At 67.1% G+C, this 16,837-nt stretch carries 12 protein-coding genes; 4 read left to right on the top strand and 8 right to left on the bottom strand.

The window, feature by feature from the left end; translation table 11 throughout:
* Positions 1-49: 49 nt before the first annotated feature.
* Positions 50-1,057, bottom strand: a complete 1,008-nt coding sequence (locus BLX41_RS01770; protein ID WP_123723524.1) for a zinc-dependent alcohol dehydrogenase family protein — start codon at positions 1,055-1,057, stop codon at positions 50-52.
* A gap of 260 nt (positions 1,058-1,317) precedes the next feature.
* On the opposite strand from BLX41_RS01770, the gene BLX41_RS01765 reads away from it, so the two are divergent.
* The 4 genes from BLX41_RS01765 (at position 1,318) to BLX41_RS01750 (ending at position 6,449) form a co-directional block, all read left to right on the top strand.
* A complete protein-coding gene (locus tag BLX41_RS01765; protein WP_123723523.1) occupies positions 1,318-1,827 on the top strand; it encodes a sigma-70 family RNA polymerase sigma factor in 510 nt (169 codons plus the stop codon).
* On the top strand, positions 1,824-2,810 hold the full coding sequence (locus BLX41_RS01760; RefSeq protein ID WP_123723522.1) for a DUF4880 domain-containing protein: 987 nt from the start codon (positions 1,824-1,826) through the stop codon (positions 2,808-2,810). The genes BLX41_RS01765 and BLX41_RS01760 overlap by 4 nt, the downstream gene beginning before the upstream one ends.
* 105 nt (positions 2,811-2,915) lie before the next feature.
* Entirely contained in the window at positions 2,916-5,336 is a 2,421-nt protein-coding gene (locus BLX41_RS01755; protein ID WP_123723521.1) for a TonB-dependent siderophore receptor, read from the top strand.
* Between the two features lie 171 nt (positions 5,337-5,507).
* On the top strand, positions 5,508-6,449 hold the full coding sequence (locus tag BLX41_RS01750) for an alpha/beta hydrolase (RefSeq protein WP_123723520.1): 942 nt from the start codon (positions 5,508-5,510) through the stop codon (positions 6,447-6,449).
* Positions 6,450-6,525: 76 nt separating this feature from the next.
* Here the strand turns inward: BLX41_RS01750 and BLX41_RS01745 are convergent, their stop codons facing one another.
* The 7 genes from BLX41_RS01745 to BLX41_RS34165 all read right to left on the bottom strand — a co-directional run.
* Positions 6,526-6,996 carry an Imm30 family immunity protein gene (locus tag BLX41_RS01745; RefSeq protein ID WP_011061767.1) on the bottom strand — a complete coding sequence of 157 codons (471 nt, stop codon included), beginning with the start codon at positions 6,994-6,996 and terminating at the stop codon, positions 6,526-6,528.
* 356 nt (positions 6,997-7,352) lie between these two features.
* Positions 7,353-8,777, bottom strand: a complete 1,425-nt coding sequence (locus BLX41_RS01740) for an isochorismate synthase (RefSeq protein ID WP_123723519.1) — start codon at positions 8,775-8,777, stop codon at positions 7,353-7,355.
* Positions 8,770-9,093 carry an isochorismate lyase gene (locus BLX41_RS01735; RefSeq protein WP_185073334.1) on the bottom strand — a complete coding sequence of 108 codons (324 nt, stop codon included), beginning with the start codon at positions 9,091-9,093 and terminating at the stop codon, positions 8,770-8,772. Before BLX41_RS01735 ends, BLX41_RS01740 begins: the two co-directional genes overlap by 8 nt.
* Before the next feature lie 23 nt (positions 9,094-9,116).
* The gene (locus BLX41_RS01730) at positions 9,117-9,896 is read right to left on the bottom strand and encodes a thioesterase II family protein (protein WP_123723517.1); all 780 of its coding nucleotides are present in this window, start codon (positions 9,894-9,896) and stop codon (positions 9,117-9,119) included.
* Entirely contained in the window at positions 9,893-11,008 is a 1,116-nt protein-coding gene (locus BLX41_RS01725) for a saccharopine dehydrogenase NADP-binding domain-containing protein (RefSeq protein WP_259744315.1), read from the bottom strand. Before BLX41_RS01725 ends, BLX41_RS01730 begins: the two co-directional genes overlap by 4 nt.
* Positions 11,005-16,428, bottom strand: coding sequence for a non-ribosomal peptide synthetase (locus BLX41_RS01720; RefSeq protein WP_123723516.1), 5,424 nt, complete (start codon positions 16,426-16,428; stop codon positions 11,005-11,007). Before BLX41_RS01720 ends, BLX41_RS01725 begins: the two co-directional genes overlap by 4 nt.
* Positions 16,425-16,837, bottom strand: a 413-nt coding sequence (locus BLX41_RS34165; protein WP_259744314.1) for a phosphopantetheine-binding protein, incomplete at its 5' end; no start/stop codon positions are given. The genes BLX41_RS01720 and BLX41_RS34165, both read right to left, overlap by 4 nt.

Genomic DNA, 16,837 nt, shown 5'->3' with positions numbered 1-16,837 from the left:
ATCCCCAGGGGATCCGATCAGTAGGCTGGGCCCGGGTTGCGGCATCGCTTCAGAGGCTCAGGCAGATTTTCCCCAGGTGCGCGCCCGAGGCTTCATGGGCGAAGGCCTTGGCGATATCCGCCAAGGGGAAGGTGCTGTCGATGATCGGTTTGATGCCGGTGGCTTCCAGGCCCCGGACCATTTCGATCTGCTGCTGGCGGCTGCCGACGATCAAGCCCTGCAGGCGCTGCTGCTTGGCCATCAGCGCCGCCGTCGGCACCGGTCCGGCCCAACCGGTGAGCACGCCGATCAGGGCGATGTGCCCGCCAATGCGGCACGCGTTGATCGACTGCGGCAAGGTGCCCGGGCCACCGACTTCCACCACGTGATCGACGCCGCGGCCGCCGGTGAGCTTGAGCACTTCAGCGCCCCACTCGGGGTGGGTACGGTAGTTGAGGGTATGGTCGGCTCCCAGCTCGCGCACCTTGGCCAGCTTGGCATCCGAGGAGGAGGTGGCGATCACCGTGGCGCCCATGGCCTTGGCCAGTTGCAGGGCGAAGATCGACACCCCGCCGGTGCCCAGCACCAGCACGGTTTCCCCGGCCTTGAGCCCGCCGTCCACCACCAGGGCACGCCAGGCAGTCAGGCCGGCGGTGGTCAGGGTCGCCGCTTCGGCGTGGCTGTAGCCCTTGGGCGCATGGGTGAACCAGTGGCTGGGCTGGATCACCACTTCACGGGCATAACCGTCGACGCCGTCGCCCGGCGTGGTGCTGAAGTCGGCGATCGCCGGACCACCGTCATGCCAGTGGGGGAAGAAACAGGAGACCACCGAATCCCCAACCTGGAACTCGCTGACACCTGCGCCCACCGCCTCCACCACCCCGGCGCCATCGGCCATGGGAATCCGCCCGTCGGCGGTGGGCAGCGCACCGGTCACCACCGCGTAGTCGTGAAAGTTCAGGGAACAGGCATGAATGCGCACACGGATCTCACCGGCACCGGGCTGGCCGGGATCGGGCAGCGCCACGGTTTTCAGATTGTCCAGGGATGCCGGCAGGCTGAGCTTGATGGCTTGCATGGGGTGCTTCTCCACAGATCGGTAATGTCTTCAAGACCGACGCTCAAGGCGTCGGCACAACCAGGGGGCTCACCCTAACACCGAACCGGCCCGTCTCCATCGCCAAATACCGGGCCACCCCTCAGGCCGCAGGCAGGACCGGGCAGGGTCGCCGATGCCCAAGAAGGCAGTGTGCGGGCGATAAAAAATCGAGCGCACATTAATGAGAAGCATTACCATAAACCTTCATTTCGCCCGCCTCGACCCTGGAAGCTTTCTCGATGGTGCCCAACTCCTCGCTACAGCACGCCGTGGGCGAGCTCTACGTCCAGCATCACAACTGGGTAGTGCAACTGCTGCGACGCAAGCTCGGTAACCAGGACCAGGCCATGGACCTGGCACAGGACACCTTCCTGCGGATCCTGCGCAGCGAACGGCTGCCGGTACTGCGTGAACCCAGGGCCTATCTGAACACCGTGGCCAGTCGGCTGTGCGGCCAGTATTTCCGCCGCCAGGCCCTGGAGCGGGCCTACCTGGAATCCCTGGCGCAGTTGGAACCGCAACACCAGCCTTCACCGGAAACCCGCCTGCTGGTGCTCGAAGCCCTGGACGCCGTGGGTCAGGTGCTGGACGGCCTGGGCAGTCGGGTGCGGGAGGTGTTTCTGCTGTCCCAGCTCGAAGGCCTGACCTACCCGCAGATTGCCGAACGCCAACAGCTCTCGGTCAACGTGGTACAGAAAGCCATGCTCAAGGCCTACCGCCACTGCTACGCGGCGGTGTATCCGACATGAGCGCCTTTGAGCCCATGGACGATCAGGGCGCGGTGGATCACCGCGTACTGGATCAGGCCCTGGAATGGCTGGTGCTCCTGCAGTCGGGCACCAGCAGCACCGAGCAACAGGCCGGATGCCTGGCCTGGCGCCGGGCCGATCCGCAACATGAACTGGCCTGGCAACGCCTGGCCGGGCTCGGCCAGGACCTGCGCGACAGCACCCGCAGCCTGCCTGCCACGCGCACCCGACAGTTGCTCCAGGCCCGCAGCCACCCTTCGCGGCGCACCTTGCTCAAGGGTGTCGTCGGCCTTGGAGTGGTGGCCGCCAGCAGTTGGAGCGTGCGCGAGCGGCTGCTGTTGCCGCAGCTGTTCAGCGACTACCACACCGCCACCGGCGAGCGCCGCCAACTGCAACTGGCCCTCGGCACGGCGCTGCAACTGGACACCCGCACCGCTGTGGATCTGCAGGACCGCGTGCAAGGACCGCAACTACGGCTCAACAGTGGACGCCTGCTGCTGACCCTGGGCAACGCAGCGCCGGTGCGGATCGTCACCACCGAGGCCAGGATCCACCTGGCACCGCTGTCGCAGTTGATGGTCAGCGTCGGCTTGCCGGGACACCGCGGCACCCGGGTGCAACTGCTGAGCGGCAGTGCCTCGGTCAGCCTGGCTCAGGGGCCCGGACAGGTCCTGGGCCCGCGCCAGCAGGTGGACATCGACATCGAGCAACGCATGAGCCCCGTAACGCCAGTGGCCGCCGCAGCCAGCGCCTGGACCCAGGGCCTGCTGATCGCCGAACGCATGCCATTGGGCGAGGTGATCGCCGAGCTCGACCGCTATCGTCCGGGCCTGCTGCGCTGCGCCGCCGAGGTCGCCGGGCTGCGGGTATCCGGTTCGTTCTCCCTCGACCAGCCGGACGCCAGCCTCGACTTGCTGACCCGTACCCTGCCCATTCGCATTCAGCGGGTCATGGGCTATTGGGCCTCGGTGACGGCGACCTGATTTTTTTCCAGGACGGCGGCAGTTTTTCCAATCTCACGCATCAAGACCAGGGAAGAAGCTGGAAAACAGCTCAGCGCCAACCCTTCCCAACCCATGGACTTTCTTATGCACATCCGCCTCACGCCCCTTGCCGCGGCCCTGCGCCCGTTCCTCGTCGGCCTGTCGATCGCCAGCACCAGCCTGCCGCTGCTGGCCGCCGAGGCCAATACCGAAGTGGCCGACAGCCAGCGCCACGACTACGCAATCGCCCCAGGCAACCTGGATCAGGTACTGGGCGCTTTCGGCCAGCAATCCGGGGCCATGATCGCCGTCGATGCCAGCCTCAGCGCCGGCAAGCACAGCCCTGGCCTGAGCGGCCGTTTCGCCATCGGCGAAGGCCTGCGCCGCCTGCTCGCGCCCCTGGGCCTGCAAGCGGTGGCCGAAGGGGCGGGTTATCGAGTGCTCAGGGCCGGCGGCGGCGAACGCGTGGAACTCGGCGCCACCACCGTCAGCACCAACCAGCTGGGGACCATCACCGAAGGCTCCGGCTCCTACACCCCCGGCACCATCGCCACCGCCACCCGGCTGGTGCTGACACCCCGGGAAACCCCGCAGTCGATCTCGGTGGTCACCCGCCAGGCCATGGACGATTTCGGCCTCAACTCCATCGACGACGTGATGCGCCATACCCCGGGCATCACCGTGGCCACCTACGACAGCGACCGCACCAGCTACTACTCCCGCGGCTTTGCCATTCAGAACTTCCAGTACGACGGGATTCCGATCCTGCAGGACGCGCAGTACTCCTCGGGCCATACCCTGACCGACACCGTGATCTACGACCGCGTGGAAATACTCAAGGGCGCCACCGGCCTGCTCACCGGTGCCGGTGGCCCCGGCGGCACCATCAACATGGTGCGCAAGAAACCCACCGCCGAATTCGCCGGGCACATCGACCTGGGGGCCGGTTCCTGGGACAACTACCGCTCCCAGGTCGATGTCAGTGGCCCCCTGACCGACAGCGGCAATGTCCGCGGACGGATGGTCGCCGCCTATCAGGACAAGAAATCCTTCCTTGACCACTACCAGCGCCAGACCAGCGTCTACTACGGCATCCTCGAGTTCGACCTGTCGCCGGACACCCTGCTGACCGTCGGCGCCGACTACCAGGACAACGACCCCAAGGGTTCCAGCTGGTCGGGCAGCAGCTCGCTGTACGACGCCAAGGGCAATGCCATCAGCACCTCGCGCTCCTACAACAACGGCGCGAGCTGGAGCCGCTGGTCGCAATACACCCGCACCGTGTTCAGCACCCTGGAGCACAGCTTCGCCAACGGCTGGGTGGCCAAGGCCCAGTACAACCACCAGATCAATGGCTACAACGCCCCCCTGGGTTCGTTGATGTCGCCCAATGCCGAGACCGGCATCGCCTCGCTGCTGACCCGCAAGTACACCGGCGAAACCGTCAGCGACAGCGGCGACCTCTATGCCACCGGCCCCTTCGACTTGCTGGGGCGCGAGCATCAGCTGGTGGTCGGGGCCTCGATCTCCAACTCGCACTGGAAAGGCCGGGACTTCACCAGCGCCACCAATCACAACAATTTCTACGACTACTTCAACTGGGACGGGCACAGCCCCAAGCCCGATTGGGGCCGCATCACCAAAAAGAACGACGAGACCACCCGCCAGAGCGCCGGCTACATGACCGCGCGCTTTAGCCTCAACGATGATCTTTCGTTGCTGCTGGGCAGCCGGGTCAACAACTACGAGGTCAGCGGCACCAGCCGGACCAAGGACACCGGCAAAGTCATTCCCTACGCCGGGGTGGTCTACGACCTCGACCAGAACTTCTCTGTCTATGCCAGCTACACCGAGATCTACCTGCCCCAGGACGACTACCGCGACCGCAACGACAAGGTGCTCAAGCCCGACGAAGGCACCAACTACGAGGTAGGCCTCAAGGGCGAGTTCTTCGACGGTCGCCTGAACTCCAGCCTGGCCTATTTCGAAGTGCATGAAGAAAACCGCCCGGTGGATGACCTGGCCTACAACGCCAACCCCACCACCCCCGGGCTGGACTATGCCTCCAAGGGCATCAAGTCCAAGGCCAAGGGTTATGAAGCGGAAATCTCCGGAGAACTCGCCCCCGGCTGGCAGCTGCAGGCCGGTTACACCCACAAGATCATTCGCGACCAGAGCGGGGCCAAGGTCTCCACCTGGGAACCGGAAGATCAGGTCAACCTCTACACCAGCTACAAACTGACCGGCAGCCTCGACAAACTGACCCTGGGCAGCGGCGTCCGCTGGCAGGGCACCGGCTGGAAGATACTCAGCAACTACGGCAAGGGCACCGAGGAAAAATTCGCCCAGGACCCTTACTGGCTGGTGGACCTGATGGCCCGCTACCAGATCACCGAGAACGTCTCGGCCACCCTCAACGTCAACAACCTGTTCGACAAGAAGTACTTCACCAACATCGGCTTCTACAACTCGTCGTACTACGGCGACCCGCGTAATGTGATGCTCAGCACTCGCTGGAACTTCTAAAACCTCAGCCGCGTCGTGGCCCATGGCGTTAGCGGGTGGCCACGGCGTTGGCCGCCCTGCCCCGTAGCATTTTCTAACCTTTGCCGCCGACCGCTGCGCTGAAAATGAGTGCCGTCATCCCGGCACATCTGTTAAAAACGCGCTGTCGTCCGTCCTGTGGTGAAGCCCTGCATGTCCCCAACCCTGTCCCAGCGCCTGCGCCGTCGCTGGTTTGCGCTGCTGTGCCTGGCCACACTGATCGTCGGCCTGCCGGTGAGCTGTGCGGTGCTCGAACACAAGGAGCGCCAACTGGTGTTTCGCATCGAGCCGGGTAACGCCGGCTGGTATCGCGGTCTGCCCAGCACAGTGCAGGAACTGCAACTCAAACCGCAAAGCTTCAAGCCCGGACAGAACATCCACGCCTGGTGGTGGCCGGCCAAGCGCGCCGATGCCCCGGCGATCCTCTACCTGCACGGCGTGCGCTGGAACCTCACCGGCCAGTTGTTTCGCATCGAGCAACTGCACGCCCTGGGCTACTCGGTGCTGGCCATCGACTACCGGGGTTTTGGCCAGAGCCACGGCGACCTGCCCTCGGAAAACAGCGTGTATGAAGACGCGCGCGTCGCCTGGGAGCGGCTCAAGACGCTACAGCCCGATGCCAGCAAACGCCTGATCTACGGCCACTCCCTGGGCGGTGCGGTGGCCATCGACCTGGCTGCCGAACTGGGGCGCAATGCCGCCGCCGGCAAGTCGCCGATTGCCGCTCGCGGGCTGATTGTCGAATCCACCTTCACCACCCTGGCCGATGCCGCTGCCGCAGCGACCAAGACCTCGCTGCCGGTGCGCTGGCTGCTGTCACAGAAGTTCGACTCCATCGACAAGATCGGCGAGATCGGCATGCCCTTGCTGGTGGTCCACGGCCTCAAAGACAACTACGTACCGCCACGCCTGAGCCAGCAACTGTTCAAGGCCGCCCTGGAGCCGAAGAAACTGCTGCTGGTGCCCGGCGGCACCCACAACAACAGCATGAGCCTGGCGGGCAAGGACTACGGCCAGGCCATCAACGCCCTGCTGCGTGCCAAGCCGAGCCACAACGTCGCCGGCCCGACCGCCACCGCCGTCCCCACCAGCTGAAGCTGGCTTGTATAGGAGCTGGCTTGCCAGCGAATGGGCCCGCGGCACCTGCAAAAAACCTGTCCCTAGACGTCCCTCACGCAGCCGGCTGAGCCGCCACCATGACCACCACGGTCTTGGCCAGGAATGCCGGAGACTGCTGATTGATCGAATCGGCCAACTCCAGGGCCGCCGCCTTGACCGCAGGCGCCGCTTCGCGCAAGGCACGGACCATCTCCAGGCGCGCGGGCTCGCTGTTGAGCACCCGCATGAAAAGCGTCTGCGCCCACCTCGGGCTGTGTTCCTGCAAGCCGGGCAGCGCCGCCAGCAACGCCGGCACATACACAGCATCATCGAAATGCTCGGCGGCGTGAATCAGCGAAAACATCACCTCGTCATATTCGGCCTCATCGTCGAGCAACGACAACAGCGGGCCAATGCTGGCCGGGTCGGCCAACTGGGCCACCTCGGCGATGCAGGCGTCGATGCGCCGCACAAGGTTCTCGCCAGGGTCGTTGAAGGCGTTTTCGAGCTTTAGCAGGATGTCGGTCAACGCGTCGAATTTCATGGGTACTCGCCAGGGAGCTCGAAGGGAGGGAGGCGCAACGATACGCCATCGACACCATCCGCGAAATCGGCATGCCGCTGCGGGTGGTCCATGGCCTGAAGGACGACTACGTACCGCCGCGCCTGAGCCTGGCGGGCAAGGGCTCCGGTCAGGCCATCAACGCCCTGGTGCATTCCTTCGCCATGAACCGCGCCAACTGGCCGCTGCGCGGTTCGCCGGCAAGCCGGCTCCTACGGGTGCACACCCGCTCATCCGTAGGAGCTGGCTTGCCAGCGAAGAGGCCCGCCAGACCGCCGCATTCCCTCGCCATGAACCGTGCCCACTGGCCGCTGCGCGGTTCGCCGGCGAGCCGGCTCCTACAGGGAGAGGCCGAGCTTTTCGTAGATGGCGGCCGGTTGCGGGCGCAGGGCTTCGCTGATGGTGCGCAACTTCAGGCAGGTCTCCTGGTATTCACTCTCGGGGTCCGACTCGCCGACGATGCCGCAGCCGGCAAACAGGTGCGCCTGGTTGCCGCGAATCAAGGCCGAGCGCAGGGCCACGGCAAACTCGCCATCGCCCTCGGCGTTCAGCCAGCCCACCGGGGCGGCGTACCAGCCACGATCCAGTTGCTCATGCTCGCGGATGTACTCCAGAGCCTTGGCCCGGGGCAGGCCGCCCACCGCCGGGGTCGGGTGCAGGGCGTCGACCAGTTGCAGCAGGTCCACCTGGGGCCGCAGCCGCCCCAGCACCGGGGTCAGCAGGTGCTGGACGTGGGCCAGGCGGTGCAGTTGCGGCTGCACCGGAATTTCCAGCATGGCGCAATAGGGCTGCAGCGCTTCGCGCAGGGTCTGCACCACCAGCGCGTGTTCATGACGGTCCTTGGCGCTGTCCATCAGGCCCTGGCCCAGTTCGGCATCCTGTTGCTCGTGCTGGCCGCGGGCGCAGGTGCCGGCCAGCGCCACGGTGCTCAAGGTGCCCCGGGCCACGCGCACCAGCCGTTCGGGGGTGGCACCGAGGAAGCAGCTGTCGCCTCGGCTGAAGGCAAACAGAAAGGCCTGGGGATAGGCCGCCCTGAGGTTCTCCAGCAAGGGGCCGCAGGGAATGCTGCGCTGGGCCCGCAGGCAGACTTCCCGGGCCAGCACCACTTTGCTCAGTTCGCCGGCGTTGATCCGGCCGATGGCGCCGGCGACTGTGGCCTGCCACTGCTCGGCACCCAGGGCATCGTCGTCCTGCCGGGTGCCCGCCGGCACCTGCAGTGATGGTGCATGGGCATAGCGGGCCTGCAACAGGTCCCATTCCGCCGCAAGGCCGGCAGCGCAATGGGCCACATCGGCGCCCGGCTCGATCCACAGGCTGAACAGCCAGTGCTGCTGTTCGCCTTCGCGCAACAACAGAATCCGCGGCAGCACCAGGGAGGTGGCGGCAAACGACTGCCACTGGGCGCTGCGCGGCCCCTGGGGGTCGAAGGCGAAGCCACCACACAGATAGGCCTTGCGCGGGCCGACCTGATGGGCCTGCTCCAGTAGCTGATGCCAGGCCTGGGTACTGGCGGCAAAGCGCTCGGCGGCCGGCGGGCTGATTTCCTCGGTGCAGCCGAATCCCGCCAGGGCCAGGGCGCCCTGGTCGCTGGACCAGAACAGGCTCTGACCGAACACCTGACGGTTGGCGGCAAACAGCCGCAGTGGCTCCAGGCGCTCGGCGACGAGGCTGAACACCACCAGTACCGCGCGACCATTGCGCCGAGCCTGGGCCTCGCCTTCACGCAGGGCCTGGGTCAGCCCGGACAGGCACGACTCATTCATCGCCGACTCCTTGCTCAAGCCCGCGCTGGACGCGCCAATGGCGCACTTGCTGGGCGATGTTCCAGTGGATGATCTGGGCAAACAGCGGCACCACGAACATCGGATCCAGGCCCGCCTGCTCGGCCCATTGCTGACGCTGCGGGAGCATCGCCGCGACCCGCTCCGGCGCGGCGATGCTGTCCTGGGTCGGCTTGAATTGCGCGGCCGCCTTGACGTAGGCCAGGCGTTGGCCGAGGGCCTGGATGATCTGCTGGTCCAGGGTGTCGATCGCCCAGCGGATGTCATCCAGGGCGCTGCATTGCTCGGGGGTTTTCATGTCGATTACTACCAAAGGAAAATTCACGGGGTCGAAGGCCAGCACTGCCACGGCTGCTCGCCGTGGCCCGCCAGCAGCCGGGTCAGGTGCCGCAGCACTTCGGCCTGCTGCTCGCGCAGATAGAAGTGAGCACCGGGGAAACTCTGGAAGTCGGTGACCTGGGCGCTGACCTCGGCCCAGGCATAGGCTTCGTCCGCATCGACTTCAGGGTCCTGGCCCCCCAGGCACACGCTCAAGGGCAGGTCCAGGGCACGGCCGATGTCGCCGCGATAGGACTCGATCAGCCGATAGTCGTTACGCAATGCCGGCAGGTACAGGTCCCGCAGCGTCGGATCGTCCAACAGTGACGGCGCGCCATCGGACAGGCGCTGTACATCTGCCAGCAACGCCTCGTCCGACCCCAGGTGCAGTTCGCTGTGGCGCTGGCGATGGGGCGCCGGGTGTGCCGACACAATCAGCCGCTGAGGGGCCGAGCCTTGCTGCTGCATGCGCCCCGCCACTTCATAGGCCAGGGCCGCGCCCATGCTGTGGCCGAACAGCACCAGCGGCCGGTCCACCAGGTCCAGCAGGGCCCGGGTGATGGTGCCCGCCATCCATTCCAGGCTGCCGGGCCAGGTCTCATTGAGGCGCTCTTCACGCCCCGGGTACTGCACGCCAATCAGTTCGATGTCTGCCGGCAACTGCGCCCGCCAGTCATTGAAGAAGCTTGCGCTGCCCCCGGCATGGGGCAGGCACACCAGCCGGCAGCGCGGCGGTTGCGGCTGCGGGTAACGGCGCAGCCAGGCACTGGGAGCCTTTCTCACAGCACACCCTCCTCTAGCGCGGCCAGCATCTGCCCGGAACCGTTGCCCAGGCTGACCCGGGTATCGGGCAACCAGTGGCACAGTTGCTCCAGACAGGCCGCGGCATCCAGTACCTGGGCCGCATAGCTCAGGCCTTCGGGCACTTGCCCCCAATGCAGCGCGCAGAACGCCGCGACGCTGCCGGTCAGCCGCGAACCGTCGCCGGCCCACAGCCAGGCGCTGGCCTGCTGCTGACGGCCGTCACGCAGGCCGTCGACCTCCACCGCCAGCAACTGGTACGGCCGCCGTCCAGCGACATCCAGAGCGCTGGCCTGAACCAGCGCGGCAACATTCTGCGAACAGTTGCGCGCTTCTGGCGCCGAGCCCTGGATACGCTGCAGGGCGGCCGCCAGTTGCCCGCCCTCGAACAGGTTGAAGCCCTGGCCGTGAGGCACTTGCAGGTCGCTGAACAGGCGCTGCTGCTCGGTGCTCAGATAGGGGTAGGCCTGCACCCCGGCCACCGGCAGCCAGTCCCGTTCCAGGTGCTGCTCGACACTCACCGTGCTGCGCACCACCTGTCCCTCGCGCCAGCCGCACTGAGCCTGGCCGAAGCCGTTGCCCAGGCTCAGCAGGAAGTCCTCGGCGGCCGTGGCGGACAGCCGCCCCAGGCCGCCGGCATAGCAGCGCATCTCGTCGACTCGCTGGAAAGACTGCGCCAGCAACCGCGGAAACACCCCCGACAGCCCCGGCAGCATGCCCGCCGACAACAGCACCCGGCGCCCTTCGGGCACTTGACCGGTCAGACGCTCGTGCAGGGGATCGTCGCCGCCCACATCCAGGTAGTCGGCGCCCGCCGCCAGCGCGGCCCGGGCCACCCGATCGAGAATCCGGTAGCTGGGCCCGGCGCAATTGATCACCAGACTGCAGCCGGTACAGAAACCGGCCAGGCTCTGCTCATCCCACAGGTCCAGGGCGCGCACTTCGGCGCACGCCCCCAACTGCTGGTTCAACTGCTCGGCCTGCTGCCGATCCCGTCCGCCCAGGCGCAGGGCAACCCTGGGTGCCAGCAACTGCGCTACCTGACGGCCGACGCTGCCATAGGCCCCAACCAGACCAATGAGCGCCCCACTCATGCCGCCACCTCGGTGACGGCATCGAAGGCTCGGGCCACGGCTTGCACCTGGGGCTGCTGCATGCAACTGAAGTGATCCCCAGGCACATCCACCACCCGTAGCTCACCCAGGCACAAGGCCTGCCAGTAGGCGCTCATGTCGCGGTGCATGCCGGGCAGCACCTGCACCTCGCCGCTCTGGCGAATGAACAGCATGTCGCCCTGATACGGCGTGGCCTCATGCAGGGCCACCGCCGCCAGGCTGTGACGCAGCACCTGCAATTGCTCCTGCAGCCAGTCCAGGTCACTCAACTGCGAACCGGCGTGGCGCATGGCCTCGGCAATGGCCTGCAGGCGCTGCTCGGGGGTCTTCTCTGCCAGACGCCGCAGGCAGGCCAGGGCCGAGGTGCATTGGCCATCGTCGCTCAACGCCAGCAGCGAACCCTGGGGCACCCGCCCCGGGGTCTGGGCCAGGACCCGGGCGATGCTGCGCTCCATGGCCTGCTCGTCCTCGGGATACCCCAGCACCAGCGGATCGGCCTGCATCACCCGGGCGAACACGTACTCGGCCAAGAGGTCATCCTCGATCATGAACGGCACCCGGTAGCTGCTGATCACGCTCAGTTGCAGCACCTCGATGGAGCGCGCCGCCAGGCACGCCGCCAATTCGGTGGCCAGCAACCCGCCCAGGCAGTAACCGACGATGCTCACCTGGCGCCGGCCTTCGGCCTGCAGGGTGTCGGCATAACGTTCGGCCAGCCGGCGAATCGCCGTGGCCGGCTCCAGCGCCAGATACCCCGGCACGTCGTTGAGCACCAGCCCTTCCAGGGGTGCGTCTTCCCCCAGGGCAGCGAACAGCGCGCGATACGGCGCCAGGGTGCCGCTGCCGTCGTGGACGAAGATCCGCGTCGGACCCTGGGCCTTGTCGCTGATGCGCACCAGGGGCGAATCGCTGTCCACCCCCTGCCCGCGCAGGTAGTCGGCCAGGGCCGCCACGGTGGGCTGGTTGATCAACTGCCGCAGCAGGTCGCTCCAGGGCAACTGCCGGGCCTGGGGCAAGGCTTCGCGCAGGCGGCCCACCACTTGTGCCACCAGCAGCGAGTCGCCACCGAGCTCGAAGAAGCCCTGCTCGCGGCCTACCGCCGGCACCCGCAACAGGGTCTGCCAGACCTCGGCGATGCTGCGTTCCAGATCGTCCACAGGCGCCGCGCCGCTGTTGACCTGTTGCTCGGGCCCGGCCACACCGATCCGAGCCAGGGCCTGGCGGTCGACCTTGCCATTGGCGGTCAGGGGCATCTCATCGAGGATCTGCCAGTCCGCCGGGATCATGTAGTCCGGCAGACGCTGGGCCAGATGGGCACGCAGTTGCTCGGGCTCCAGGGTCTGGCGCTCGCTCTTGAAGCGGGTGATGAACAGGTGCTGACCGATCTGCGACATGGCGTCATCGGCCTTGGGCAGGCACAGCGGGGTTTCGCCCCCGGCCTCCAGCAGCAACTGCTGCCACTGCTCGCGACGGATGAAGGTGGTGTCCAGTTCCGCACGGAAATCCTCGAACGCGGTCAAGCCTTCCTTGAACTCCATGGAGGCCATGATCTGGTAAGTGTCGCGGGTGGCCTCGATGAAGATCAGCCAGCCCCCCGGGGCCAGCATCTCCCGCAGCCGCGCCAGCACCCGGCTGGCATGCCGCGAGTTGTGCAGCACGTTGGCGCAGAGAATCACGTCCAGGGAGTTGGCGGCCACGCCCTGGGCCCAGTGGTCCTGGTTGAGGTCGAACAGCCCGTAGCTGACCCAGGGATAGGCGGCGAAATGTTCCCGAGCCTCGTTGAGGAAGAACTGCGACAGGTCGGTGAACTGGTAGTCCACCGGCAGGCCGTCCAGCGCCGGGATCAAATCGGCGCTGGTGCCGCCGACCCCGGCGCCGATTTCCAGCAGGCGCAGGCGCTGACCGGCGGGACGCTGGCGGATGATCTCCTGCACCGCAGCGCACACCGCCTGGTTCAGGTACTGGCTGATCAGGTTCTTGCGGTAGGCGCCCTCGGCGGTATCGGTACGGCCCTCGGGGAACAGCAGATGCAGCGGGTCCAGCTGGTCGCTCATCAGCGCCGGCAGTTGCTCCTGGCTCTCGCGCAGATAGCGCAGGACCTCGGCGCCCCAGCCCACGGAAGGCTCCAGGGCATCGATGCGCTGCCACAGCTGGCGGTATTCCTCGCGCTGTACCCGCAGGTCCGAATAGCCACCGGCCTGCCGGTCATGCTGCACCAGCCCTTCTTTGGCCAGGGCCTGCAACCAGCGCCGGATCAAGCGCTGGTTGCGCGGCGCGACTTCGCTCAAGGCCAACACCTCTTCCAGGGAGTGACGCTGCCCCGCCTGCTGGAACAGCCCGGGACGCTGCAGGGCCAGGCCCATGGACAGCAGCGCGGCGCGCTCGACACAGGCCGACATCTCGCTGACCAGGGCATCGCTCAGATCGCCGCGCACGGCCTGGGCCGCCGCCTGGGTGCGCGCCTCCAACTGCGCAGGCCAGGCCAGCGGCATGTCCCGCAGACTGGCCCGCAGGCAGGCCTGCAGACGCCGTTCGAAGGCCCCTTCGCCAGCGGCCACCACCACCGCGGACTCCACCTGGGGATGGCTGAGCAGTGCACTCTCCACCTCCGCCAGCTCGATGCGATGACCGCGGACCTTGACCTGGAAATCCTCGCGGCCGAGGAACTCGATCAGGCCATCTTCCAGGTAGCGGCCCAGGTCGCCGGTGCGGTACAGGCGTTCGCCGCTGCGGGGGTGATCGACGAAACGCTCGGCGGTTTTCTCGGCATCCCCCAGGTAACCCAGGGCCAGGCCGCTACCGGCGATGTACAGCTCGCCGACCACGCCTTGGGGACGGTCCCGGCCCTGCTCGTCGAGGACCATGAAACGCTGGTTGGCCAGGGGAGCGCCGTAGGGAATGCTGCGCCATTGGCGGTCGACCTGTCCGATCGGGTAGTAGATCGACCAGATGGCCGCTTCCGTGGCCCCTCCGAGGCTGATCAGTCGCAACTGCGGCAACAACTGCGCAGCCTCCGCCGCCAGGTTCAGGGGAATCCAGTCCCCCGACAGCAGCGCCAGGCGCAAGGCTCCGGGGGCCATGGACGGCACCGCCTGCAGGTAGTGGGTGAGCATCTGCAATTGCGCCGGCACCGAGTTCCACAGGGTCACCCCCTGCTCCCGGGCGCACGCCGCCCAATGCGAAGGATCGGCGCGGCGTTGCGGGTCCGGCAGCACCAGGGCACCGCCTACTGCCAGCAGGCCGAAGATGTCGTACACCGACAGGTCGAAGCCCAGGCTGGCCAGGGCCAGGACCCGATCCTCGGCGCCGATGGCAAAGCGCTGGTTGATGTCGACGATGGTATTGAGCGCCGCCTGATGGCTGATCATCACGCCCTTGGGCACCCCGGTGGAGCCGGAGGTGTAGATCACGTAGGCCAGTTGCTGCGGATCGATGTCCAGCACCGGCAACCGAGCTTGCGCCGCCAGTGGGCTCTGATCCACCTGGATCACCTGGGTCACCCGCGCCGGCCAGCACAGTTCATCGCTCAACCAGGACTGACTGAGCACCCGGCCGACCTCGGCGTTATCCAGGATCAACTGGCGCCGGGCCTCGGGCTGGTTGGTGTCCAGGGGCAGGTAGGCCGCCCCCGCCCGCAGAATGCCCAGCACCGCGATCACCTGTTCCAGGCCCTTGTCCATGCACACCGCGACCCGCTCTCCCGGCTGGCAGCCGGCCTTCAGCAGGGCCTCGGCCACGGCCTCGGCGCGTCCGGCCAGTTCGCCGTAGCTCAGTTGCCCGGCGCCCTGGATCAAAGCCACACGCTGGGGCGCGGCGGCCGCCTGACGCCAGAACGGCTCATGCAGCCCTCCGGCGGGCAACGGCGCCGCTGTCTGGTTCACCAGCTCGCGTTGCAGGCGCTGGGCCGCCGGCAATTCCAGGCAATCGTCCAGGGTCCAGGCCGAGGGTTCCCGGGCCAGGCGCTTGAGCAGCCGTTCGAAGGTATCGAACAGGTCGTCGAGCAGCGCCTCGCTGAACACCCCCTCGCGAATGTCCCAGTTGATCGCCAGACCGCTGTCCCGTTCGCTGACCTGGCAATCGATCAGCACCTGGGGCGTCTGACTGATACCGAACACCAGCTCGGCTCCCGGCATGAAGGCCCCGCCGCCGCTTTCGCCGCCAGCGCCCAGGGTGCTGGTGAAGGCGTACGGCATCAGCGCTGCTTCCTGGCCCTTGCGCCGCGCCAGTTCGCGCAGCACTTCGATGCCCGAGCACAGGCGATGGTCCATGTCCTGCCACAGCCGCTCCTGCAACTGCTGGCTGCGCTGGCCGAAACTGCCCCCTTGCAGGGTCTGCACTTCCAACAGTTCCACCGAGCTGAAATCCCCCACCAGACGATCCACCTGGGGGTGCAGCGACAAGCGATTGAGCAGGGTCAGGCTCAGGCAGAAGTGCCCGCGACGGCTCCAGCGGCCCAGGGTTTCGGCATAGGCCGACAGGATCGCCGCCGACACGCCGACCCCGGCGGCGGCCGCATTCAGGCGCAGGGCGTTGCAGTCCCGCGCTTCCAGGCTCATGGCCCGGCGCTGGAAGCGTGGCCCGGTGGGTGCCCCCAGCAACGGCAGCTCCGGTGCCCCCGGCAGGCTGTCGACCCGCGCCCACCAATAGTCACGGTCGCGCTGGTAGCGCGGTTGCTCGCGCAGGCGCCGCTCGCCCAGCACGTAGTCGCGGAAGCTGATCTGCGCCGGTGCCGGCAGGGCCTCGCCACGGTACAGCTGCTGCAGCTCGGCCAGCAGCATGCGCACGCTCTGGTAGTCGCACACCAGCAGGTCCACCGACAGGTGCAGCCGCGAGGTGTCGCGGCCCTGGCTCACGCACAATTCGATCAAGGGCCATTGCTGGGGCGTGGCGCGGCGCAGTTCCATGCGCTCGCGCAGGGCCTGCAAGGCATTGCCGTCGTCCTGGCTCAGGTCGTGGCGGGCGATGGCGTAATGGGGCACCTGAGGCAGGATGCGCTGGTAGCCCTCCTCCAGCACCACCGCGCGGAGCATCTCGTGGCGGGCGATCAGCTGGTTCCAGGCCTGTTCCAGGCGCTGCGGGTCGAGGTCCTGCTGGGCAAACTCCAGATACCCGTGACAGGCCACGCCGCCAAAACTGAACGCCGTGGTGCGGCCCAGCAGATAGGCCGCCTGCACATCGGTCAGCGGGAAGGGTTCTTCCCGGGCCGGCAGATCGGCCTCCAGGGTCGGCATCTGCGCCGCCTGCAGCTGTTGCAGCAGCGCGTCCTTGTGTTGCCGAAGTTGCTGCAGGCGCGCTTCGTCCATGACCCCGGCCGGGGCCCGATAGCGCAGGCGACCCTGTTCTTCCCAGAGCTCCACACCCAGTTGTTGCAGATCCTGTTGCAGTTGCTGCAGCGTCATAACACGCCCTCCACCATTGCGTTCTGATTGACGGGCCGCTGTTCCCGGCGCGAGGCGAGCAACTGCCCCTGCAGGGCCACGGTGGCCGCGTTGAAAAAGTCCTTGAGCGACAGTTCCAGCTGGAACTGCCGAGCGATGCGTTCGATCAAGCGGGCGGCCAGCAGGCTGTTGCCACCCAGGGCGAAAAAGCCCTGGTGCCGGCCCACCTGTGGCACCTCCAGCAACTCCTGCCAAAGGGCGGCTACGGCCTCTTCCCACTCCCCTTGAGGAGGCTCGGCGCTGTGCGGCGCGATGCCGCGCCGCTGCTCCTGCAGCAGCCACAGCAAGGCCGCACGATCGACCTTGCCGTTGCCGCTCAGCGGCAGCTCGGCCAGGGTCAGCCAGCTGTCCGGGAGCATGTGTTCGGGCA

The sequence above is a fragment of the Pseudomonas protegens genome (genome assembly GCF_003732485.1).
In the GTDB taxonomy this organism is placed as follows: Bacteria; Pseudomonadota; Gammaproteobacteria; order Pseudomonadales; family Pseudomonadaceae; genus Aquipseudomonas; species Aquipseudomonas protegens_B.
This window is presented reverse-complemented; position numbering and strand designations above follow the sequence as displayed.